This window comes from Brachyspira pilosicoli P43/6/78, from assembly GCF_000325665.1.
In the GTDB taxonomy this organism is placed as follows: Bacteria; Spirochaetota; Brachyspiria; order Brachyspirales; family Brachyspiraceae; genus Brachyspira; species Brachyspira pilosicoli.
This window is the reverse complement of the sequence record NC_019908.1, coordinates 134,888-155,848: the sequence shown is the minus strand read 5'-3', so window position 1 is coordinate 155,848 and position 20,961 is coordinate 134,888. Positions and strand designations below refer to the sequence as shown.

General features: G+C 27.1%; 22 protein-coding genes. 8 read left to right on the top strand and 14 right to left on the bottom strand.

What is annotated here, in order from left to right; genetic code table 11:
• Positions 1–95 precede the first annotated feature (95 nt).
• Together BPP43_RS00710 and BPP43_RS00705 are read left to right on the top strand one after the other, a co-directional pair.
• The gene (locus tag BPP43_RS00710; protein ID WP_015273869.1) at positions 96–821 is read left to right on the top strand and encodes an ABC transporter permease; all 726 of its coding nucleotides are present in this window, start codon (positions 96–98) and stop codon (positions 819–821) included.
• Positions 811–1,509, top strand: coding sequence for an ATP-binding cassette domain-containing protein (locus BPP43_RS00705; protein ID WP_015273868.1), 699 nt, complete (start codon positions 811–813; stop codon positions 1,507–1,509). The genes BPP43_RS00710 and BPP43_RS00705 overlap by 11 nt, the downstream gene beginning before the upstream one ends.
• On the opposite strand, the gene BPP43_RS00700 is transcribed toward BPP43_RS00705, so the two are convergent.
• The 11 genes from BPP43_RS00700 to BPP43_RS00650 all read right to left on the bottom strand — a co-directional run bounded on the left by BPP43_RS00700 (position 1,506) and on the right by BPP43_RS00650 (position 12,169).
• Positions 1,506–2,084, bottom strand: a complete 579-nt coding sequence (locus tag BPP43_RS00700; protein ID WP_015273867.1) for a tetratricopeptide repeat protein — start codon at positions 2,082–2,084, stop codon at positions 1,506–1,508. The genes BPP43_RS00705 and BPP43_RS00700 overlap by 4 nt on opposite strands.
• 18 nt (positions 2,085–2,102) lie before the next feature.
• Positions 2,103–3,128 carry a tRNA (adenosine(37)-N6)-threonylcarbamoyltransferase complex transferase subunit TsaD gene (gene tsaD / locus BPP43_RS00695; RefSeq protein ID WP_014933441.1) on the bottom strand — a complete coding sequence of 342 codons (1,026 nt, stop codon included), beginning with the start codon at positions 3,126–3,128 and terminating at the stop codon, positions 2,103–2,105.
• 330 nt (positions 3,129–3,458) lie between these two features.
• Entirely contained in the window at positions 3,459–4,247 is a 789-nt protein-coding gene (locus BPP43_RS00690) for a nucleotidyltransferase-like protein (RefSeq protein ID WP_013243417.1), read from the bottom strand.
• A gap of 7 nt (positions 4,248–4,254) precedes the next feature.
• Positions 4,255–5,388, bottom strand: a complete 1,134-nt coding sequence (locus BPP43_RS00685) for a protein-glutamate methylesterase/protein-glutamine glutaminase (protein WP_013243418.1) — start codon at positions 5,386–5,388, stop codon at positions 4,255–4,257.
• A 17-nt stretch (positions 5,389–5,405) separates the two neighbouring features.
• A complete protein-coding gene (locus BPP43_RS00680; protein WP_013243419.1) occupies positions 5,406–5,999 on the bottom strand; it encodes a chemotaxis protein CheD in 594 nt (197 codons plus the stop codon).
• A gap of 16 nt (positions 6,000–6,015) precedes the next feature.
• The gene (locus BPP43_RS00675; RefSeq protein WP_013243420.1) at positions 6,016–6,861 is read right to left on the bottom strand and encodes a CheR family methyltransferase; all 846 of its coding nucleotides are present in this window, start codon (positions 6,859–6,861) and stop codon (positions 6,016–6,018) included.
• Between the two features lie 10 nt (positions 6,862–6,871).
• On the bottom strand, positions 6,872–7,405 hold the full coding sequence (locus BPP43_RS00670; RefSeq protein ID WP_013243421.1) for a chemotaxis protein CheW: 534 nt from the start codon (positions 7,403–7,405) through the stop codon (positions 6,872–6,874).
• A 14-nt stretch (positions 7,406–7,419) separates the two neighbouring features.
• Positions 7,420–9,531: a chemotaxis protein CheA gene (locus tag BPP43_RS00665; RefSeq protein ID WP_013243422.1), complete on the bottom strand. Its 2,112-nt coding sequence runs from the start codon at positions 9,529–9,531 to the stop codon at positions 7,420–7,422.
• A gap of 45 nt (positions 9,532–9,576) precedes the next feature.
• Positions 9,577–9,945 (bottom strand): response regulator, encoded by a 369-nt coding sequence (locus tag BPP43_RS00660; protein ID WP_013243423.1) that lies wholly within the window; start codon positions 9,943–9,945, stop codon positions 9,577–9,579.
• Positions 9,946–9,985: 40 nt separating this feature from the next.
• On the bottom strand, positions 9,986–10,234 hold the full coding sequence (locus BPP43_RS00655; protein ID WP_013243424.1) for a hypothetical protein: 249 nt from the start codon (positions 10,232–10,234) through the stop codon (positions 9,986–9,988).
• A 9-nt stretch (positions 10,235–10,243) separates the two neighbouring features.
• Positions 10,244–12,169 (bottom strand): methyl-accepting chemotaxis protein, encoded by a 1,926-nt coding sequence (locus BPP43_RS00650; RefSeq protein ID WP_013243425.1) that lies wholly within the window; start codon positions 12,167–12,169, stop codon positions 10,244–10,246.
• 195 nt (positions 12,170–12,364) lie between these two features.
• On the opposite strand from BPP43_RS00650, the gene BPP43_RS00645 reads away from it, so the two are divergent.
• A complete protein-coding gene (locus BPP43_RS00645; RefSeq protein WP_015273866.1) occupies positions 12,365–13,093 on the top strand; it encodes a L,D-transpeptidase family protein in 729 nt (242 codons plus the stop codon).
• A gap of 70 nt (positions 13,094–13,163) precedes the next feature.
• Entirely contained in the window at positions 13,164–13,997 is an 834-nt protein-coding gene (locus BPP43_RS12505; protein ID WP_015273865.1) for a WESB_1763 family membrane protein, read from the top strand.
• 134 nt (positions 13,998–14,131) lie between these two features.
• Here BPP43_RS12505 and BPP43_RS00635 read toward each other — a convergent pair whose 3' ends face one another.
• Positions 14,132–14,527 (bottom strand): hypothetical protein, encoded by a 396-nt coding sequence (locus tag BPP43_RS00635; protein ID WP_015273864.1) that lies wholly within the window; start codon positions 14,525–14,527, stop codon positions 14,132–14,134.
• Between the two features lie 238 nt (positions 14,528–14,765).
• On the opposite strand from BPP43_RS00635, the gene BPP43_RS00630 reads away from it, so the two are divergent.
• From BPP43_RS00630 to BPP43_RS00615, 4 genes are read left to right on the top strand one after another with little or no spacing between them, the layout of a single operon-like run.
• Positions 14,766–15,266: a chemotaxis protein CheX gene (locus BPP43_RS00630; protein ID WP_013243429.1), complete on the top strand. Its 501-nt coding sequence runs from the start codon at positions 14,766–14,768 to the stop codon at positions 15,264–15,266.
• A gap of 18 nt (positions 15,267–15,284) precedes the next feature.
• Positions 15,285–15,947 carry a peptidoglycan recognition protein family protein gene (locus BPP43_RS00625; protein WP_015273863.1) on the top strand — a complete coding sequence of 221 codons (663 nt, stop codon included), beginning with the start codon at positions 15,285–15,287 and terminating at the stop codon, positions 15,945–15,947.
• A 15-nt stretch (positions 15,948–15,962) separates the two neighbouring features.
• The gene (locus BPP43_RS00620; RefSeq protein ID WP_013243431.1) at positions 15,963–17,345 is read left to right on the top strand and encodes a hemolysin family protein; all 1,383 of its coding nucleotides are present in this window, start codon (positions 15,963–15,965) and stop codon (positions 17,343–17,345) included.
• A complete protein-coding gene (locus BPP43_RS00615; protein WP_015273862.1) occupies positions 17,346–18,500 on the top strand; it encodes a CapA family protein in 1,155 nt (384 codons plus the stop codon). It begins immediately after the preceding gene.
• 236 nt (positions 18,501–18,736) lie between these two features.
• Here BPP43_RS00615 and BPP43_RS00610 read toward each other — a convergent pair whose 3' ends face one another.
• Complete coding sequence (locus BPP43_RS00610) at positions 18,737–19,717, bottom strand: glycosyltransferase family 9 protein (protein WP_015273861.1); 981 nt, start codon at positions 19,715–19,717, stop codon at positions 18,737–18,739.
• A 17-nt stretch (positions 19,718–19,734) separates the two neighbouring features.
• A complete protein-coding gene (locus BPP43_RS00605; RefSeq protein WP_015273860.1) occupies positions 19,735–20,919 on the bottom strand; it encodes an AI-2E family transporter in 1,185 nt (394 codons plus the stop codon).
• Positions 20,920–20,961 lie beyond the last annotated feature (42 nt).

The window sequence follows — 20,961 nt, the reverse complement described above, 5'->3', positions numbered from 1 at the left end:
AAAAACTATAATCAATACAATTTGACAATTTATTATTTTTTAGTATCATTAAAAAATTAAATAATGATTTAGCATATTTAACATAATAAAAAACAATGAAAAAAAAGATTATATATTTTTTTGTAGGCATAATATTATTCATAGCTATATGGAGTTTTATTTCTCTAAAAATTAATTCTGAAATTATTTTCCCAAGTATAGATAAGATTTTTTTAGATTTAATAAATATAATTTCTCAAAAAGATTTTTACTCTAATTTATTATATACTTTTATAAGGGTGATAGTTACTTTTGTTCTTTCATTTTTGCTTGCTATAACATTAGGAATAATTTCTGGTATATTTAAAAGTGTTAGATATATTTTAATGCCAATCATAAACTTTATTAGAACAATTCCAACAATACCTCTTATTTTAATAGCAGTATTATGGTTTAATAATAATTTAGTGCCTATATTTGTATCTTTGTTTGTAATATTTCCAATAATATATGATGCTGTAGTAAATGGCATTATAAACATTGATAAAAATCTCATAGAAATGTCAAACTCTTATAATGTGTCTTTTAAAAATCAATTAATAACTTTGTATATACCATCAATAAAACCATATATACTCACTTCAATATCGCAATCAATGGGCATGACTTGGAAAAGCGTATTAGCTTCAGAAATTATAACTCTGCCAACATTAGGGCTCGGCACAAAACTATATGAATCGCATTTATATTTAAACACTGTTAGTTTGTTTGCATATTGTTTGATTGCAATTATATTTAATATTATATTTGAAATTATAATGAGGCTTCAAAATGATTTGTAATGATAAAGAAATAGTTGCTAACGTTTGGCAAATAAACAATATAAATCTTTCATATAATGATAATATAATATTTAAAAACTTTTCAATTAGTTTGCACATAAATAAAATAAATATTATATTGGGCTCATCAGGGTGCGGAAAAACTTCTCTGCTTAATATAATTGCTAAAAAAATTGAGAGCCCCTCTTTTGTGTATCAAGAGCCAAGATTATTAAATCATTTAAACGCATATGAGAATATTAATTATATCTTAAAAGACAAAATCAAAAATAAAAACCTAAGAGATAAAACTATAAAAGAAGCATTAACTATAACCAACCTAATTGATAATATACACAGCAAACCAAATGAGCTTAGCGGAGGCATGAAGCAAAGATTATCATTAGCAAGAGCATTAGCCTATAATTCAGACTTTTTACTAATGGACGAACCATTACAAGGTCAAGATATTAAAAGAAAAAAAGAATTACTTGATATAATTAAAAATATACAAATAAAAACAAATAAAACTATTATTTATGTTACGCATGATATATCAGAAGCTTTAATCCTTGGAGATTATATATATATTCTCTCAAAAAATAATAACTCTACCAACTTAATATTTCAAACAAAATTAGAAAGCAATGATTTAAACAACAATATAGATATGCAGTCAAAGTTAATGGATATTCTTATAAATAATTAATCTTTTAATATTTCTAAAGCTTTATCGTAACCTAAATCAGCAGATTTTTTTAAATATTTTTGAGAGAGCTTTTCATATTTTTCTTTTTTTTCATTATCTTTTTCATGCTTTATAAAAATATTATATATTCTATAAACATCATAATAAGCGATATAATCTTCACTGTTATATTTCAAAGTTTCTTTTAAATATTTAAGTGCTGTTTTATATTTCTTCTGTCTTCTATAGCAAACAGCAAGTAAATAATAAGCATCAGAATAAGCCTTATTTAGAGATATTGCTTTTTCTAAATCTTCTATAGCTTTTTCTATTTCATTTTTCTCTAAATATATTTGAGCCTTACTATAATAAATATCAAAATCATGCGGATATATTTCTATAGATTTATTATAAGTTTTTATAGCATTATCATAATCTTTTATATCATAATAAACCGCAGCCAAATTATAATAAGCATCTAAATTCTTTTCATCTAATTCTATAACCTTTAATAAATCCTCTATAGCTTTATCATATTCTTTTTTATTAATGTTATTTAAAGCACTGTAGAAATATTGATTTTCTTTGCTGTTCATTTTTATTTCCTAAATATATTAGTTTTTTATGCTTTTATTTTTATTATACTTTTTATTTAAAACCCTAGAAGAGCAGTCTAAAGCATAATCAGCAAACTCTTCTTTATCTTTCATGTAGTAGGCAAGCCCTGCAACCATAGCAGCATTGTCTGTAGTATATTTCAAAGCAGGAAGATAACATTCAAAGTCTTTAGAGTTTCCAAACCTTTCACGCAAATAACTGTTGCATGCCACTCCCCCAGATAATGTAACTCTCTTTATACCGCTTTTTTCAACATATTTAAGTGTCTTTATATATAAAGGCTCTATTGCACTTATTTGAAAAGCAGCTGCTATATTTTCATTTGTAGGCTCATAACCTTTTTGTAAATATTTTTGTGTAGAATATACGCAAGCTGTTTTAAGTCCGCTATAAGAAAAATTAAACTCATCAACTCCATTAAGAAGTACAATAGGATATTTTATAGCTTCTTTATCTCCTTCTTTTGCTAATCTGTCTATAATAGGTCCGCCCGGATAGCCAAGATTTAAAAACTTAGAAACCTTATCATAAGCCTCACCAACAGCATCATCTAAAGTAGTACCCACAACTTTATACTCGCCATAATCATGAACCTCTGTAATAATTGTATGACCTCCTGAAACAACTAATGCTATATAAGGAAACTCTATATTGTTTGTAAGATGAGGAGAATATATATGTGCTGCTATATGGTCTAATGCCAATAATGGTTTATTAAGAGAAAAAGCCAAAGCCTTAGCACTTCCAACACCCACAAGAAGAGAGCCTAAAAGCCCAGGGCGATTTGTAACAGCAAATAAATCTATATCATCTAATGTTGTGTCAGCGTCTTTTAATGCCTTATCTATTACATAAAGTATAGCTTCCAAATGCTTTCTTGCCGCTATCTCTGGAACTACACCTTGAAACTCTTTATGAGCATCTATAGAAGAACTTAATACTGATGATAAAACATTGTTCCCATCTTCTACTATTGCCACAGAAGTATCATCACAAGAAGTATCTATACCTAATATTTTCATTTTTTGTTTTCTCCAAAGTGCATATTGATTTAATAATTATACATAAAAATCTATATTTACTCAAATGCAGTTCTTTTGGTTCTTTTATACTAAAAAAGAACTGGGGGTGTTGGGGCTAGTCCCCACAAATAAAGAAACTAAAAATTTTATTGTTCTTTTTCCCGCCTTCGCTGTGCGGACTTCGTCAAAAGAACCAAAAAGTGCAAGTTATTTAATTTTATATGTATTATAAAAATATATATAAAATAATATCTATGCTTTTAGATAAAAATACTAAGTATATGCTAAAAATATTGAATTTTTATAAAACAAGAAATATTAAAAAACCTCTTACATATTCTCTTCTATGTATTTTCTTAGTTTATATAATGCCACTAATACATTTTTTCTGTTAATATTATTTTTAGTTGAAAATAAAACCTTAATATCATTAATCTCAGAAAGTTCAATATAATCTTCAGAGGCAATTTTGTCATATAAATAACTTATAGCTTTTAATAATCCATCATCATAATCTTTAAAATTAAAATATTCATTAGGTATATTCCATATCAAAGCTTCAATAAGCTCATAATTAAACTCATTTAACTCTTTTATCTCGCCATTGAAACTTTGAAATATGTATTTGAATATTCTAATTAAATTGATAAAATTATCTTTACATTCATATTCTTTTTTATCAAAATTTTTATTGTCTAATTTGGGATAATATATATTATTTTCTCCGTCAGAAGAAGTAATTAAAGCACCTTCTATCTTTTTGTTCTCTTCTTCAACTTTGAAACTTGGTCTTAATACAATCTTCTCTTTATCATAAACAATAATAAGAGAATCTAATATATCATTATATTCTATATTTTCTTTTTCTAATATCTTTGAAATATCTTTTTTAAAAACTCTAGTATCTTTGCTATTACTATCAGTTATTAAAAATAAATTGAGATACTCCATATAACTAACATTAGTATTGTTTCTTTTAGCACCAGTAGCAATTATAGATACATTATTGTTATTTATAATATTAGTTACAAAATCTAAAGCTTTATCAATTTTGTATCTTGGATAAATGGTAGTATTACCCACCCATTTATTTATATAATCATATATGTCGTTATTCATATAATTTTTATGCTTTTTTAAGAGCAGCGGCTAATATTCTATCAAGCGGAAGTATCTCATCTACACCGCCTCTAGCAATAGCCTCTCTTGGCATACCAAAAACAGTACAAGTCTCTTCGTTTTGAGCAATGTTATAAGCACCGGCATCTTTCATTTCTTTCATACCATTAGCACCATCATCACCCATTCCAGTAAGTATGATACCTATAGCTTTATTTTTAGCATATACAGCACCGCTTCTAAAAAGTACATCTACAGAAGGTTTATGTCTAGTAACAGGCTCACCATCTACAACTTCAATATAATACTTTCCATTTTTAACTTTTATCATAGTATGCTTTCCGCCTCTTGCAAGTACTGCCTGACCGCGTCCTATACTCATACCATCTTCAGATTCAAAAACTTCTATTTTTAATACAGTATTCAATCTCCTAGCAAAAGAAGTAGTAAAATGTTCAGGCATGTGCTGAGCTATTACTATAGGAGGAGCAGAAGGTGTAACATTTTTTAAACATTCTATCAAAGCCTCAGTACCGCCTGTAGAAGAGCCTATAAGTATAATTTTATCCATAGCAACTTCTCTAGAAGGTACAAGCGGAAGTATAATATCAGCATTATTTTTTGGATAAACTTTAAATCCTGAAGTTTTAGGAGCTTCTACCACAACTCTATTATGAGTAATATTAGTAGTAGTTTCTGTAGGCATAGCAACACCATGCTTTTTATAAAACTTAGCTCTGTTGTTATAAGCGTTTTTTATCTTTTCAACTAAATCTGTAGCTAGTTCCTCAACACCGCCTCTTACATTAGCAGAAGGCTTAATAACATAATCAAAAGCACCAATATTTAAAGCATCTAATGCTAATTCTCTATGTTTATCAAGCAAAGAACTAAACATTATTACAGGAATAGGATTATTAATCATAAGTTTTTTAAGATAAGTAATACCGTCCATTTCAGGCATTTCTATATCTAAAGTAATAATATCAGGTTTTATAGTTTTTAATTTAGCCTCTGCAAGTATAGGGTTAGCAGCAGTGGCAACCATTTCCAAATCAGGGTCAGAATTAACAATTTTTGTAAGCAATTGTCTTATCAATGCACTATCATCAATGGATAAAACTTTAATTTTATTAGCCATATAACATTTTCCTTATATTAAAATAATGTAATATCAGATTTCTCTTCAATTTTTTGTTGTAAGTTTTTAGAATACTTAATTTCTTGTTCAGCAGAGAACTCTTTAGTTTTACCTTCAATCTTTTTCATAAGTACTCTATTTTCAGTGTTGAAAAAAAACACCTTTCTAGGCCAAGAGCCTCCAACATCTTCACTAATAATAGGGATATTTTCATCAGCTAAAAATTTTCTAGCGAATCTAATATTTTTATCTGGTACTTGAAGCACATTACTAGTCATTCCAGTCAAAACGTGTCCGCCTCCAAATATTTTAGCAGTAAGATTAGCCTTTTTTCCTCCAAGTTTAATTATTTCGTTTATTAACACCTCCATAGCATAAAGACCATATCTAGTATAATTATAATCATCTTCAGGATTCTCCCATTCTTTCATTTCAGGGAGCATAAAGTGATTCATGCCGCCAAATTTCAAATTATTCTCAAACAAACAAACCGAAATACAACTTCCCAAAACTGTTTTTATTACCGCAGGCTGTCTAGAGGCATAATAACCGCCTATATATATTGTTATTCTTTTAAAATTGCTGTTGGCAGCTGATGGAAAATCTAACATATATCAAACCCCGCAATTAAATCTTTTTATAGATATTGCTAGAAATATATTTAAATAAATCTGAAATACCAAACAATGTTTCAGAATGCCCTATAAATACATAACTATCTTCTTTCATATATCTATAAAATTTATTAAATAATTCCTTTTGGAACTCTTTATCAAAATAAATTATTACATTTCTACAAAATATTAAATCAAATTTAGTATGTATATCAAAATCTTCATCTTTAAAATTAAGCTGTCTAAAAGATATACATTTTTGCAAAATATTTTTCACTTTATAAAGGCCAGCATTATTTCCAGTACCTTTAAGAAAATATTTTTTTAAAGTATTAGTTTGAATAGTTTCTACAGTCTCCTCTTTATATATTCCAGCACATGCATGGCTAAGCACATTAGTATCTATATCGCTTGCTAAAATTTTTATATCATAATGATTAAATCTCTCTCCAAAATAATCATGAAGAGTCATAGCAATAGTATAAGGCTCCTCACCTGTAGAACAAGCAGCAGACCATATTCTTAAATTATTAACTTTTCCTTCTTTGTAGCTTTTTTCCCAATTTGGAAGAAAAGTAGTTTTCATATATTCAAAATGTTTATTTTCTCTAAAGAAGTCAGTTTTATTTGTAGTAACAGCATTGATGAAATTAGTAACCTCTTCATCAGGAGCACCTTTTAAATAGTCTATATACTCTTTAAAAGAAGACATATTTAAAGCTCTAATTCTTTTACTTATTCTAGAAGTAACTAAAGCTCTTTTATGTTCAGACATTTGTATACGAGTTTTATCATAAATAATTCTAACTAACTCATTAAACTCACTGTCTGTTAAAGGTGCAAGATTTAATTCACTCATATAAAAAACCTCAAACTATAGCCTTACTTATAGCATCATTGGATTTTACTATATCCTCTATAGGAAGAACCATAATAATCTTATTTTCAAGTCTAATAACATTAGATATCTGTAATCCGCTAACATTAGCAATAGGAGTAGCAGTCATCTGACTTTCATAAACAGTAATAACATCAGAAACCATATCTGCAAGTATGCCAAATCTTCTATTAGAGGTAGATATTACTATAATAACATCATTTTCTATAGAACGGTCATCTCTTCTTTCAAGTCCAAAACGCATTCTTATATCAACTATATGTAAAATATTACCTCTTAAATTAATAAGCCCTCTCATATATTTAGGACTTCCAGGCACAGGAGTAATAGTAGTAACACCAACTATACCCTCTATACTTAGCACATCAAGAGCATATTCTTCGTTGTCTATCTTAAAAACAAGAAATTGCTGACTTGGCTCTGTGGAAGCATTTTCTTCAGCACCTATACCCACACCGCCAATCTGTGCTATTTCACTAGCATTAATTTTTTGATTATCCAACATATTAAAATCCTTTATTATTTAACGCCATTATTAACTTTATTCTGTAAAGATATATTAACAAGTCCCTGTATATCTATAATAAGAGCTATTCTACCATCTCCAAGTATAGTACCCCCAGCAATTCCTGCATGTTTGCTGAAAGCAGAGTCCAAAGACTTAATAACAACCTGCTGCTGATCAAGTAACTCATCTACAAATATAGCACATTTTCTATATCCTGCCTCAACAACTACAACTATACCATCATCTATCTCATTAACTTGAGTATCTATCTCAAATACCTTGTGAAGTCTTATGAGAGGTAAATATTCATCTCTGATTTTTATCATCTCTCCCTTGCCTTCAAAAGGTTTAACCTGGTCGCTTTTAATTTTTATCTGCTCTATGATAGATATTAAAGGCATTACATAAATCTGTTCACCTATAGCAAAAGTAATACCTTCTATAATAGCTAAAGTTAAAGGAAGTTTAATAATAAATGTGCTTCCAACTCCTTCGGCACTCTTTATCTCAATCTTTCCTTTCATCTTTTCAACATTAGCCCTAACAACGTCCATACCAACACCCCTTCCAGATATGTCAGTAACTTTTTCTGCTGTTGATAAACCTGGGCTAAATATTGTTCTATATATTTCAGCATCAGAGTAATTGCCGTCTTTTGATAACAAACCTTTTTCTACAGCTTTGTTAAATATTTTCTCTTTGTTTAATCCATTACCATCATCAGACACCTCTATAACAACATGTCCCTCTTGGTGAGCTGCTGACATTGTAATAGTACCAAACTCAGGTTTTCCTCTTGCAATTCTCTCTTCTTTAGTTTTTTCTATACCATGGTCCATAGAGTTTCTAATAATATGTTTAAGAGGGTCAGATAATTGCTCCAACATATTTTTATCTATCTCTGTAGTTTCACCTTTAAGAACTAATTTTACTTCTTTGTTTAATTCCAAATTAAGGTCTCTTACATATCTATGGAATTGTGTAAATATAGGTCCTATAGGCATCATTCTTATGTTCATAACCTCTTCCTGTATTTGTCTTGAGGTTCTGTCCATAGAACTAACTGCCTCTTTTAAGCCATTATCTATATCTAAATTTTGTGTTAGCTGCATTATTCTTGATTGTGCTATAACAAGCTCTCCAATCAAGTTCATCAAGCTGTCTAATTTTCTTATATCAACCCTTACAGTAGAAGGAGCCTGAACCTTAGTTCCTGTAGGTTTAGAAGCAGGAGCTGCCTTATTTTCTTTAGCCTTATCATCATGAGCTTCTTCTTTCTTATCTTCTTCATGTTTTTCTTCGGCTTTCTCTTCTGCCTTTTCTTCAACTTTTTCTTCAGCAGCCTTAGTTTCTTCAACTTTTTCTTCTACTTTCTCAGTAATATTAATATCATTATCATCTATAACAAATAAGAATATATTTTGAACTTGCTCTATAGTAGAAGCAGTTTCAATATCCAATGAAAATTGAGTGTAACAAGCATAAGGATCTTCTAAGTCAGATATAGCAGGAACATTACTAATATCTATTTTTAAATTACTAACAGTACCTATAGCCTTAAGGTCATTTAAAAACATAAGAGGGTCTATACCATTGTCAAAAATACTAGGTTTAAATATCATTTCAATATGAAACATATTATTTGAAGAAGATGCTTTACTCTCTTCTTTAGGTTTTTCCTCTGTTTTAGGTGCTTCTTCTTTTTTCTCTACAGATACAGTATTTATATCATTTCCTTCAGCTATAGCTTTTATTTTAGCTTTTAAGCTTTCTATATTTGTAACGCCGTCTGCTTCGCCAACACCATCTACTATATTTTGAAGCATAAGTTTTACAGTGTCCAAAAACTCTAATAGAACAGTAATCATCTGCGGTGTAACATCTAATTTACCGCTTCTTACCTTCTCCAATAAGTTTTCTGCAACGTGGTTTAACTCACTCATTGTAGTGAAACCAACAGTACCAGCAGAAGATTTTAAAGTATGGGCACTTCTAAATATTTTATTTAAAAGGTCTTCATCACTTTTATTATCTTCGAGCAAAACTAAATCATTTTCAAGTCCTTCAACTATTTCATTAGCCTCACTCAAAAATATCGAAATAAATTCATCACTATCAAACATATATAACCTCTGATTTATTATATACTACTACACAAAAATTAAACATTAATTTAAAAAACGTTTAACAACATCTAAAAGCTGTGTAGGGTTGAAAGGTTTTACTAACCAACCGCTAGCTCCTGCTGCCTTACCTTCCATCTTCTTATCATCTTGAGATTCTGTTGTAAGCATAAGTATAGGAGTATATTTATACTTATCAAATTTTCTAACATTCTTAATAAACTCTATACCATCCATCTTAGGCATATTCAAATCTGTAATAATCATATCAATATTTGCAGCCTTATTTACAGCTTCTAATCCAGTAGTACCGTCATCAGCAGAAATTACATCATAACTCCCCTTCTTCAAAGTATACTCAACAGATGCTCTAGCAGTATTTGAATCGTCTACTATTAGTATTGTTTTAGCCATACATTTAACCTCTTATTTTTTCATTAAATTTATATATTAATTATTTGGTTCCAATATTAAAATATTCTATAAAAGAATTATCTAACCCTTCTACTATAAGTTTTTTTTGATTTTTATCAAGTTCTTTTTTTATAGAATAAAGTATTTGCAAGCCAGCTAAATCTAAATGACTACCTTCTGGAAATTTTATAGTTGTATCTTCATTGTAGTTAGCTGCCTTTATAACATTCTTAAAATATTTGCTCATAGTTCTTATATTAAGATTTTCGTCTATTTCTATAACAGACATAAATACCTCCTAAAATAATGTAAAATCGCCACTATCCGAACCTTCTTCTATGTTAATATCGACATTTAATGCCTCTTCTCCAGATAAAATACTGTTCGCTATAGTTCTTTCTTTCTTTATAGTATAATAATTTACTATTTCCATATATTTATCACTTTCTATTTTCCAATTATCTATGTTTAAAGTCTTGTAATATTCATTTTTCTTATTTCTTATAATGTCACGCATTCTATTAAATACTTCCATTATCTCATTAATCTTTGTTAAGAGAGTAGTTAAAGAGCTTAAGTCTATTAGAGTTTTTTCTATTAAATTAAACAACTCTTTAGCATGCGTGTCCAAACCTTTAATATTATCTTCTATAATAGTTTTAGACTCTTCCAAACGTTTATAAATATTATCCATCATAGATTCTATAAATGAGTTTTCTATAGACTGCTGATTAATATTAAATTTAAACTTATTAATAGCACTAAATATTGTAGTTTTGATATTTTCAAATTTCTCCAAACAAACATCAACAGTATCCGTAATATTTGTAGCTATAGATTCAACGCTAACCATAGAAAATGTTTGAGAATCGCTAAATATATCACTATTTTTCTCTAATTCTATTTTAGCTAAGAAGTTAATAGAGTTAAATGCCTTAGCAATGTTTTTTGTCTCTAAGAACATATTTTCAAGCTCTTCTATTGAATCTATTATACCGGCATTATTATCTGATATTCTATGTTTATTGCTTAAGAATAATTTGAAATTGTCTAAATAAAGTTTAATAAAACCCAAATATTCATTAAATATAGAATCTGATACACTAAAAGGAAACTCTGATTTGCCTGATTGAGCACCTATCATATATTCAACTATAGTGTTTCTATCTGATGATATATCAAGCAAGCTCTCTTTTAATCCTTTTAAACTATCATTTATACGAGCATTGTTATCTAATATCTCTTTATGTATGGATTTAAAATTTTCTATTATTAAACTCAAAACAACATCATCAAAAGTAAGCAAATCTAATAATTTATGCTCCAAAGACTCATTATTTTCTAATTCTGCAGCATTATTTATAGCAACTACTTCCTTCCCATAAGCATCTATAAACTTTCTATTCTCTTCTACAATATGTTTTATAGATTCTATTATATGTTCTGTTTGCTGCCTAATAATATCTTCTTGCGGAAGTATCATCATCACTTCAAATATATAATCATAGCTATTATCTACTCTTGATATTATATCAGAAATCATATTAGAAAAAGTAGCAAAAGAATTAACCATATTATTATGCTCTTTATCTAATTGCTCTCTCATTATATTAAAGCTTCTTCTTTGCATCTCATTAGTTTTTAATATCTCATCTTTAAACCTATCAAACTGTACGAATAATTCCTGCCCTATTCTATTCATCTGGTCAGCTTGTTCGTTAGAAGTTTCTGACATTTTTATGATGTTTTTTGATATTTCTCCAAAAGCCTTACCGCCGGAACCGTATTTTGAAGCTATAATAATAGCATTAAGAGAATAAACCTTTATCTGATCTGCTAATTTTCTTATCTCTTCTATAGAGTCCATTACGTTACTAATAATATTAACGTCTTCAATAATAGAATTTGATAAAACATCATCTTGATTTATTAATGACTGCATTCTATCAAAAGATTTAAAAAAATCTTCTTGGTTTTCTTGGAAGTCGCTAGAAAAGTTTTTTTTAGTATCTTTTTCTGTAAAATAACTTAAAAGAGAAATTGATTTCTCATTTTCATTTTTCATTTCTTGTTCTATTAATGGAAACTTCTCTCCTATAAAGCTGTAAACTCTTCCGAATTCTGTTAAGAAATTTTGTATATCTTTTACAGTAACTTCTAAGATTGCAGAATAATCAAGAATATTCTCATTAACATTGCCATAAACTGTAGTGCTATCCAACACTTATATCAAATCCTCATTTTAAAGTATATTAAAAATATAACATTTATTATCGCTTTTTGCAAGCAAATTATTAATTTACATACTATCTATTTATATCGACTTTAATCTTTTAATATTTTAATCATTAAAATAAACTTTTTTACCGACAATAGTAAAATTATAATTAATTTTATACCGCATAAATAAGGACAGAGAATGTTAAAATATATAATAATATCATTATTTATATTAAACACATTACTATTTTCAGCAAACTTTTTAGACGAACAAAAAAGATACCCCAGAGTAAGAAAAGCAATAGAAGATAAAGAACAAATAATCAAACAAAATCTACAAAACAATAATATATCTATAAACAAATTAAATATAATAATTATAGCTTATAAAGAAGAATCTATATTAGAAATATATGCCAAAAATAATGCAGATAAAACCTACAAAAAAATAGCACAATATAACATAGCATCAAAATCTGGCGTATTAGGACCAAAAAGAATGGAAGGAGATTTACAAGTTCCAGAAGGTTTTTATTATATAGATAGGTTTAATCCTGCAAGCAGTTATTATTTATCTTTAGGCATTAACTACCCTAATAAATCTGACCAGATAAAAGGAAAAAGAAACAAATTAGGCGGAGATATATTCATACATGGCTCTGAAGTTACTATAGGATGCATACCTATGACAGATGATAAAATAAAAGAAATTTACTTATATGCCGTACATGCTAAAAATAATGGACAGAAAAAAATTCCTGTATATATATTTCCATTTAAAATGACAGAAGAAAATATTAAAAATAGAAGAGAATCAGATAAATTAATAAACTTTTGGAAAAATATAAAAGTAGGATATGATGTATTTATTAATAGTAAAAGAGAAATAATATACAAAATAGATGAAAATGGAAACTATGAATATTGAAAAACAATATAAATCTTATATAATAAAATATCATTAACTAATATATTTAATGATACTGGAAAAATAAAAAATGATATACTTATCAAAAAAAATAAATGATGTTTCTTTTATAAATACATATCGTACTTGGGCTAATTATTTTGTTATTGCTGTATTATTAAATTATATATTTTTTAGAGTTTTTATAATCAATAATGAATCTGTATTTTATCTGCTGTCTTACATACTTAACTATAGCATTTTAATTACTTTTTTTTTGCTGCTTTTTTATAAATTTTATAACTACATGTTTGATTCTCAAATTTCATACTCTATTCTTGGTATAATATTTCTCATCACAGGCACATTAAAACTATATATAACACATATAAACACATACAACATAATAGAATTGCTATTTTTTATTTCTACTTTAGTGCTTACTATATATATACTCTTTCCAATAATAATTAAAAAAGATATATATGAAATAACAAGAGGAGTTTATATTTTTCTATTATTAAGTTTAGTATCATCTAATCTAAATTATATAATAATATCAATAAACAAATTATTAGATTTTGATTTTTTACATTATTTTTCATCATATTTATCAGTATATTTATCAAAAGTATCATCTATATCTTTTATAATATTAATGATAGCGTATATAATGATATTTATGAATGAGATAATAATTAAAAACATAAATAAAGCTTTTGCATTATTAATACTTATAATTATATCTGTAACATCATTTTTATTTGGAGAGAGATTTTTATTTTTCACAATTTCTTTATATAATGCATTAAATGTAGGCATATATCTTCCAACACTAATATATATGATTATAATAATGCTATTTTTAATAACCCTATTTAGCTCTTTCACAGCATCATTGCTTTTAAAAAAAATATTATCCTGAACTTATAGCTTTGAGTTTGCTTATTATATCGGGGCTTGATATGAATAACTTTTCTTTAAGGTTAATATCAATGTTTTCAATAATGGAGCTTTCGAATTTAATTAATAAAAATAACGATAAAGCAAAATAAAAAATTATGCTTTATTTAAATTCATTGCCTGCTGTAAAACATCTTTCAAGAATATTGAAGCCTTAGCATCATCTAAATTTTTATTATTAAACTCTAATATTATATATGTAATATTATCAACTTGTAATTTAAATATTTTATCTTCAGAATCAGGCTCTCCTACTTTAATCATTCCATTATAAACCATCCAACCCTTCAAAGTTACATAGGCATAACCATTATTTTTTAAATCAATATTCAAAACAAAATATGGACTTTTAGACTTATATAACCCAACCCTATCTTTTAATGTAATTTTATCTTCTATTTCTTTAACAGCATTATTAGCTATATTATTATTAACACTCTTGCAAGAAACCATTAAACTAATCAATATAATTGAAATAATAACTTTTTTCACCAATATTTTCCTTTAATTTACTTTAACTTACTTTGATTTTATTTGACAAGCATTATACCAAAATAAAAACAAAAATCAATAATTATGTATTTTTATTAATAAAAGTTTTATTTTTTTATTATATTATAAGTACATACTTCAAAATTATATAGCATTAAAAAAGTTATTGAAATAAAGATATATATATGCTATACTAAAGGTATTGTGATTAATATTTGATGTTTAAGAGGAAAATTATATGGCTACTACTCCTATAAAATTTATGGATGTAAGATTTATAAATCCTTTCATAGTATCTCTAGTTTCTATATTTAAAGAAATGGCTGGTATCCCTATGGAAAAAGGCACTTTAGTAAAAGGACAAGGACGTAAATTATTTTCAGGTTATGGTGTTGCTATAGGAATAGTTGGCGATGTTAATGGTCAAGTTTTATATGAATTCCCTGAAAATTTTTCTCAGCTTCTAACAGAAAGTCTTACAGATAAAAAACGCAGCGATTATGACTCTGAAGATGAGTTTGAAGATATGATGAGAAGTGTTATAAACGAAATGGGTAACACTATAAGCGGACTTGCTATTACTAAATTATCTGAAGAAGGTATAAGCTGCGATATCACTCCTCCTATACTTTATTATGGTAAAGAAATTCAAATTATCCCGAAAAACTTACAAACTATTATAATACCTTTTCAATCTAATATTGGCTTCGTTAGCGTTAATATAGCTATGGATGCTTAATTATTATATAATTGCTGTATGAAAAATATTGTTATATTATTCTTTTTTATAACTCTAATATCATGTAGTAGTAATAAAAATATTATATCTAATAAAGAAAATAGTACTATAGAAATACACAATATATATAAAATATATCCAAGCACATTAAAACTAAGTTTGATGTCTGAATACAGTAAAAAACATTATGGTTATCCAAATTATAGTTTGGTCAATCCGCAAATAATAGTTGTGCATTCTACAGAAACAAGAAATTTGCAAATAGCTCTAAATGTTTTTCAAAATGATTTTCTTGTAGGAAGAAAAGATATAGATTCAGGCGGAGATGTTAATGTAGGCACTCATTTTTTAGTTGATACAAACGGCACTATATACGCAAGCACTCCTTTAGAATATATGGCAAGACACACTATAGGTCTAAATTATACGGCAATAAGCATAGAAAATATAGGTTTTGCTGGTAAACTTACAAAAGAACAGCTTAATGCAAATATCAAACTAATTAAATATTTAAAAAATCATTATAAAAGCATAAAATATGTCATAGGGCATTATGAATATAGAGATACCAATTCACCTCATTATCATCTTTTTAGAGAAATAGACCCAACATACAGATTTACAATAAAAACAGACCCTGGATATGATTTTATGCAAGAAATAAAACAAAGGATACATTAATTTTTTATTACTATTATGGAAGTTATATTAATTTATTTATTTGAAATATTTAGCATATTAATATTAATAATGCTATCAGGACTTTTTTCTGGAAGCGAAACAGCATACACCAGCATAGACGAAGTAACATTAATGCGTCTTGTGAGAGAAAACAAAATTAAAGAAGATGATACAAAATATTGGGGTAAAAGTAATTCTATGATACCCACTCTTCTTGTAGGAAATAACATAGTTAATATTACAGCAAGCTCAATAATAACTGTATTTGCTATAAGATTAGCCGATGCTCTGCCTCATATATCCGGAAGCGTAATGGTTACTATATCAACAACTTTAATTACAATACTTATTATTATATTTGGTGAGATACTTCCAAAAGTTATAATGAGAGTAAATGCAGAAAAACTTATACCTTCCCTACTCTATTTTATGAAAGTTTTTTATTTTATATTTACTCCTATTACTTTTATAATGGATAAAATAACTACATTTTTAATGAATTATTTTGTACCGAAGAAATTAAGAAATAAAGAAAAAAAGAGTGCATTATCAAGTATAGAAGACATAACAACAATAATTAATTTGGGACATAAAGCTGGAATTATTAAAGGCTATACACATGATTTACTTACTGGAGTAATGGATTTTAGAAACAAAACAGTAGAAGAGATAATGACTCCACGTGTGGATATGGTATGTATAGAGGCTGATACAGATATTAACGAAATTATGCGTTTAACAGTAGACACTGGTCTTTCAAGATTTCCTGTTTATGAAGAGACTATTGACCACATTATAGGAATATTTCACACAAGGGCTTTATTTAAAGATTACATAAAAAATAACGGCAAAGCAAGCAAAATGAAAAAGAAAGCAATAGATTATATTATGCTTCCATATTTTGTACCTGAAACTAAAACTATTAGCAGTTTATTTAGCGATATGCAAAAAAGAAAATTGCAGATGGCTATTACAATAGATGAATACGGCGGAACTTCTGGACTTGTTACTATGGAGGACATTGTTGAAGAGATTATGGGAGATATTGAAGATGAGAGCGATAAGAAAGAGAAGGATTTAATAAAGTTAAAAGGAAAAAGAATTATAGTAAATGGAACAGCATCAATTGAAGATGTAAATGAAGTATTAAACTTAAATATAGAACATGAAGAATATCAAACTATAGCAGGATATGTATTAGATAAATTAGACCATATACCTGATGTAAATGAAAGGCTTATATTGAATGATTATAGAGTAAGGATAATGAAAGTTGAAGACAGAAGAATAATAGAGATGGAATTTACTCCTATAAATAGCATTAGAATATCCGATGTAAATAATATAAACAATACTGAAGTTAATGCAGAAAATAATATAGAAAAGGACGAAGAATAGATGAAAAAAATTATTAGTATATTATTTATATTGATGTTTCTTTTTTCATGCGAATCTAAAGAAAACAAAAAGAATAACAAAGAAACTATAAGAAGAGCTAAATTAGTTTTTACAGGCGACATTATGACTCACCCAAAAGTTGTAGAAGCTTTTGAAGGTAATGATATACTAATAGATTTAAAAGATTATTTTCAAGGAGATATTGTATTTGCAAATTTAGAGTTTGTAGTAAATACTAATAAACCTCCTATGCCTTATCCAGAGTTTAACGGCTCTAAAGAATATTTAGAATATTTCTTTAATTATTTTAACACTTTTTCTATAGCAAATAATCATGCATATGACCAAGGAGCTAAAGCAGAAACAGAAACAGTATCTATGCTTCATCAAAATAACATACTCACATTAGGAGGCTCAACAAACTCACCGTATATCTCTCCTATAATAACAAATATAAACGGTATACCAATATTTATATCAGCATACACTATGCTTGATAATGGATTAAGCCACAAAACAAATAAAGACGGTCATTTTTATTTTATGAACTTCTATCCAAAAAAAGATGATTTAGTAGAAAAAGTAAAAAGCGATATGTCTTTAGCAACAAACAATGAAATAAAGATAATATCATTACATTTTGGTTATGAATACACAATAGCTCCAGAAGATACAACTATAGAAACAGCAAGGGCATTAATAGAAAATGGAGTTGATATTATAATAGGTCATCACCCTCATGTACCAAGACCAGCAGAAGTATATAACGGCACTAATAATAGCGGTATAATAATATATTCTTTGGGTAATTTTATTGCTAACCATAAAGGAAGATATCCGTATTTAGATATAGGCACTATTCTCTCATTAGAAATTAATGAAAACAGAGAAATTAGTTTTTCTTATGTTCCAACATATTATGCATTTTTTAGAGATAATGGCTTTGAGTTTGTAATGAAGCCTATAAAAGAAAACCCAAGCATTAATATGCCTACACTATCAAGCAATTATGTTTATAGTGCTTATGACACTAATGCTATAAAATCAGGCTATCAATTAATAAATAGTTTCTACTCACCGCTTACAAACGAAAATGTAAAAGATATTTTTGTCTTAGATAAGAATATAGAAAATAACATAATGGCTAAAAATTGATTTTTATAATTATATATTTTAAAAAAAATAAATACTGAAACTTAATATTTTAAATATATAATTATTCTCAATATTAAAATAAAAAATAGCAGCCTTTTTGCTTCTTTGTGGCACGCCGCCGGCACTCCCTTCGGTCGCAAAAGAAGTGGGGGTGTGTACCCTATGGGCACGCTTCGCAGGTGGCTAGTCCCCACAAATAAACATATAAAAATAATAAATTAACTAAAAATTGATTTTTATAATTTTTTATAAATAGATACTAAATACGGCAAAATATCTCTATAATCTAACTTATTCAAACAATCTATAGTTTTACAGCCTCTTTTTATATACTCGCAATGAAAACTTTTTATCTTATTACAATATTTTTCTCTTGCTTCTATATTAAAAGCCTTATCTCCTCGAACTCCGTATATTAAAGGAAGTGTATCTCCAAATATGCCTATAGAATATATTCCAAGTGCATTTGCAATATGCAAAGGGGCACTATCGCCTCCAATTAAAGCATACGAATATTTTATTACAGATATAAGCTCTCTTATTGTAAGTTTATCAGTAAAATCTATTATATCATTAATATTTTCTTTCATGGTGTTTGCAAAAGATGCATCATCTTTAGAGCCTATAATAATTACTGGCACATCATTAAACTCTTTTTTGAACTCTTTAATTAACTCTACAAAATGAGTATATCTTTTACTTATGCGTGTAGCTCCACCATGAACGATTAGGGCATTTTTATAATCTTTCATTTTGTTATAACCAAATGCCTCTTCTTCTTTGCTTAAAAATAATTCTGTGTAAAAACCATCATCTTTTATATTTAAAGGTTTTAAAATTGAAAGTATGGTATCAACAATATGTCTACTGTGTTTTTTCCAAGAAGTTTTATGTGTAAGTAAAAATCCTCTGCATTCACTATTAACACCCACTCTCACTGGTATATTAGCTTTTTTTAAAATAGATGCTGAAATAAATGATGTATTTGCTGCAAAACCTATATCATAATTTTCTTTTTTTATAAACTCTAAATTATTCTCATCTCTAACTATAATATTATTTATATATGGATTTTCTTTTAATATATCAATTCCTCTGCTTCCATTTATTACATCAATAGTGCAATTTCCACCATAATGTTTTTTTATAGCCCTTATAATTGGAGTAATAAATATAGTATCTCCAATATAGTTCATTCCTATTATTAATATTTTCATTGATAAAAACAAAACCTTTAAATATTATTTCTATTTGGTCTATTTTGTCTATGATGTCTTTTATAACTATTAACTCTTCTTATTCTAACAGAATTATTGACAGCTCTTTTTTTCTCTTCTTTATCAGAAAATAATCTCTCTTCATTATACATTCTCATAATCTCAAAGAATAATATAAAAGTTAAAGGACCAAGTATGATTCCAGAAAGTCCGAAAAATAAAACACCACCCAATATAGCAAAGAATATAAACAATGGGTGAAGCTCTATTCTATTTCCCAAAAGCAAAGGACGAACAAAGTTGTCTGGTATAGTAATAAAGAACCAAGAAACTACTAAAAATATTATAGCTCTTAAAATTTCTCCATTAATTATAAAAAGCACTCCAAGAGGTATCCAAATAATAGTAGTACCTATTATAGGCATAAATGAAGCTATAATTGTAAGAAGTGCAAAAGTTAAAGAATTAGTAACACCAAATATAGAATAAACTATAAAAGCACAAACACCTTGAAATATACCTGTAAATAAGTTTCCAAATATTATTCCCCTTATACCTTCAGAAGCTTGTTTGAATAATCTATCTAAATATTTTTTTTCTATTGGTATTAATGAACTTACTTGCTCCTTTAAATATTCTCCATCTACAAAAAAGAAAAATAAAGAAAACATCATAAATATAAATGAACTTACAAACTTACCTGTTCCTTTTAATATGCCTGCCACATTCTGAGTTAAATATGAACTAACAGAAGTTAAATTTGATAATAAACTATCTTGTATTCTTCTTAATATTTCTGCTGCCGATATTTCTACAGGAAGCATTGATAATAATTCTCTTAATCTATCATTATTTAAAATAGAATTAAAATCTAAATTCATAAAATATTTTATACCAATATTTGATATATCTATAAGCTGAACTATTATAGTATATAATAATAAACTAGTAGGAACTAAAAATATAATTAAAGATGTTAAAGAAAATAATAAAGCCAAAGTATGCCTTTTAATCATAGATATTTTATCTTCTTTACCATAACTTTTACCTATAGCCTTTTTGAATAATGGTGATAAAACAACATAAAAAACTAAAGCAAAAAATATCACCATACCAAATGGTTTTAAAAGCTGATACATTATAAATATTGATAAAAAGATAAAAGTAATAAAAAATATTTGACCTATATTATATTTATTCATCTATATTCCTAATATATTTTAAATACACAAGTATTATATTAT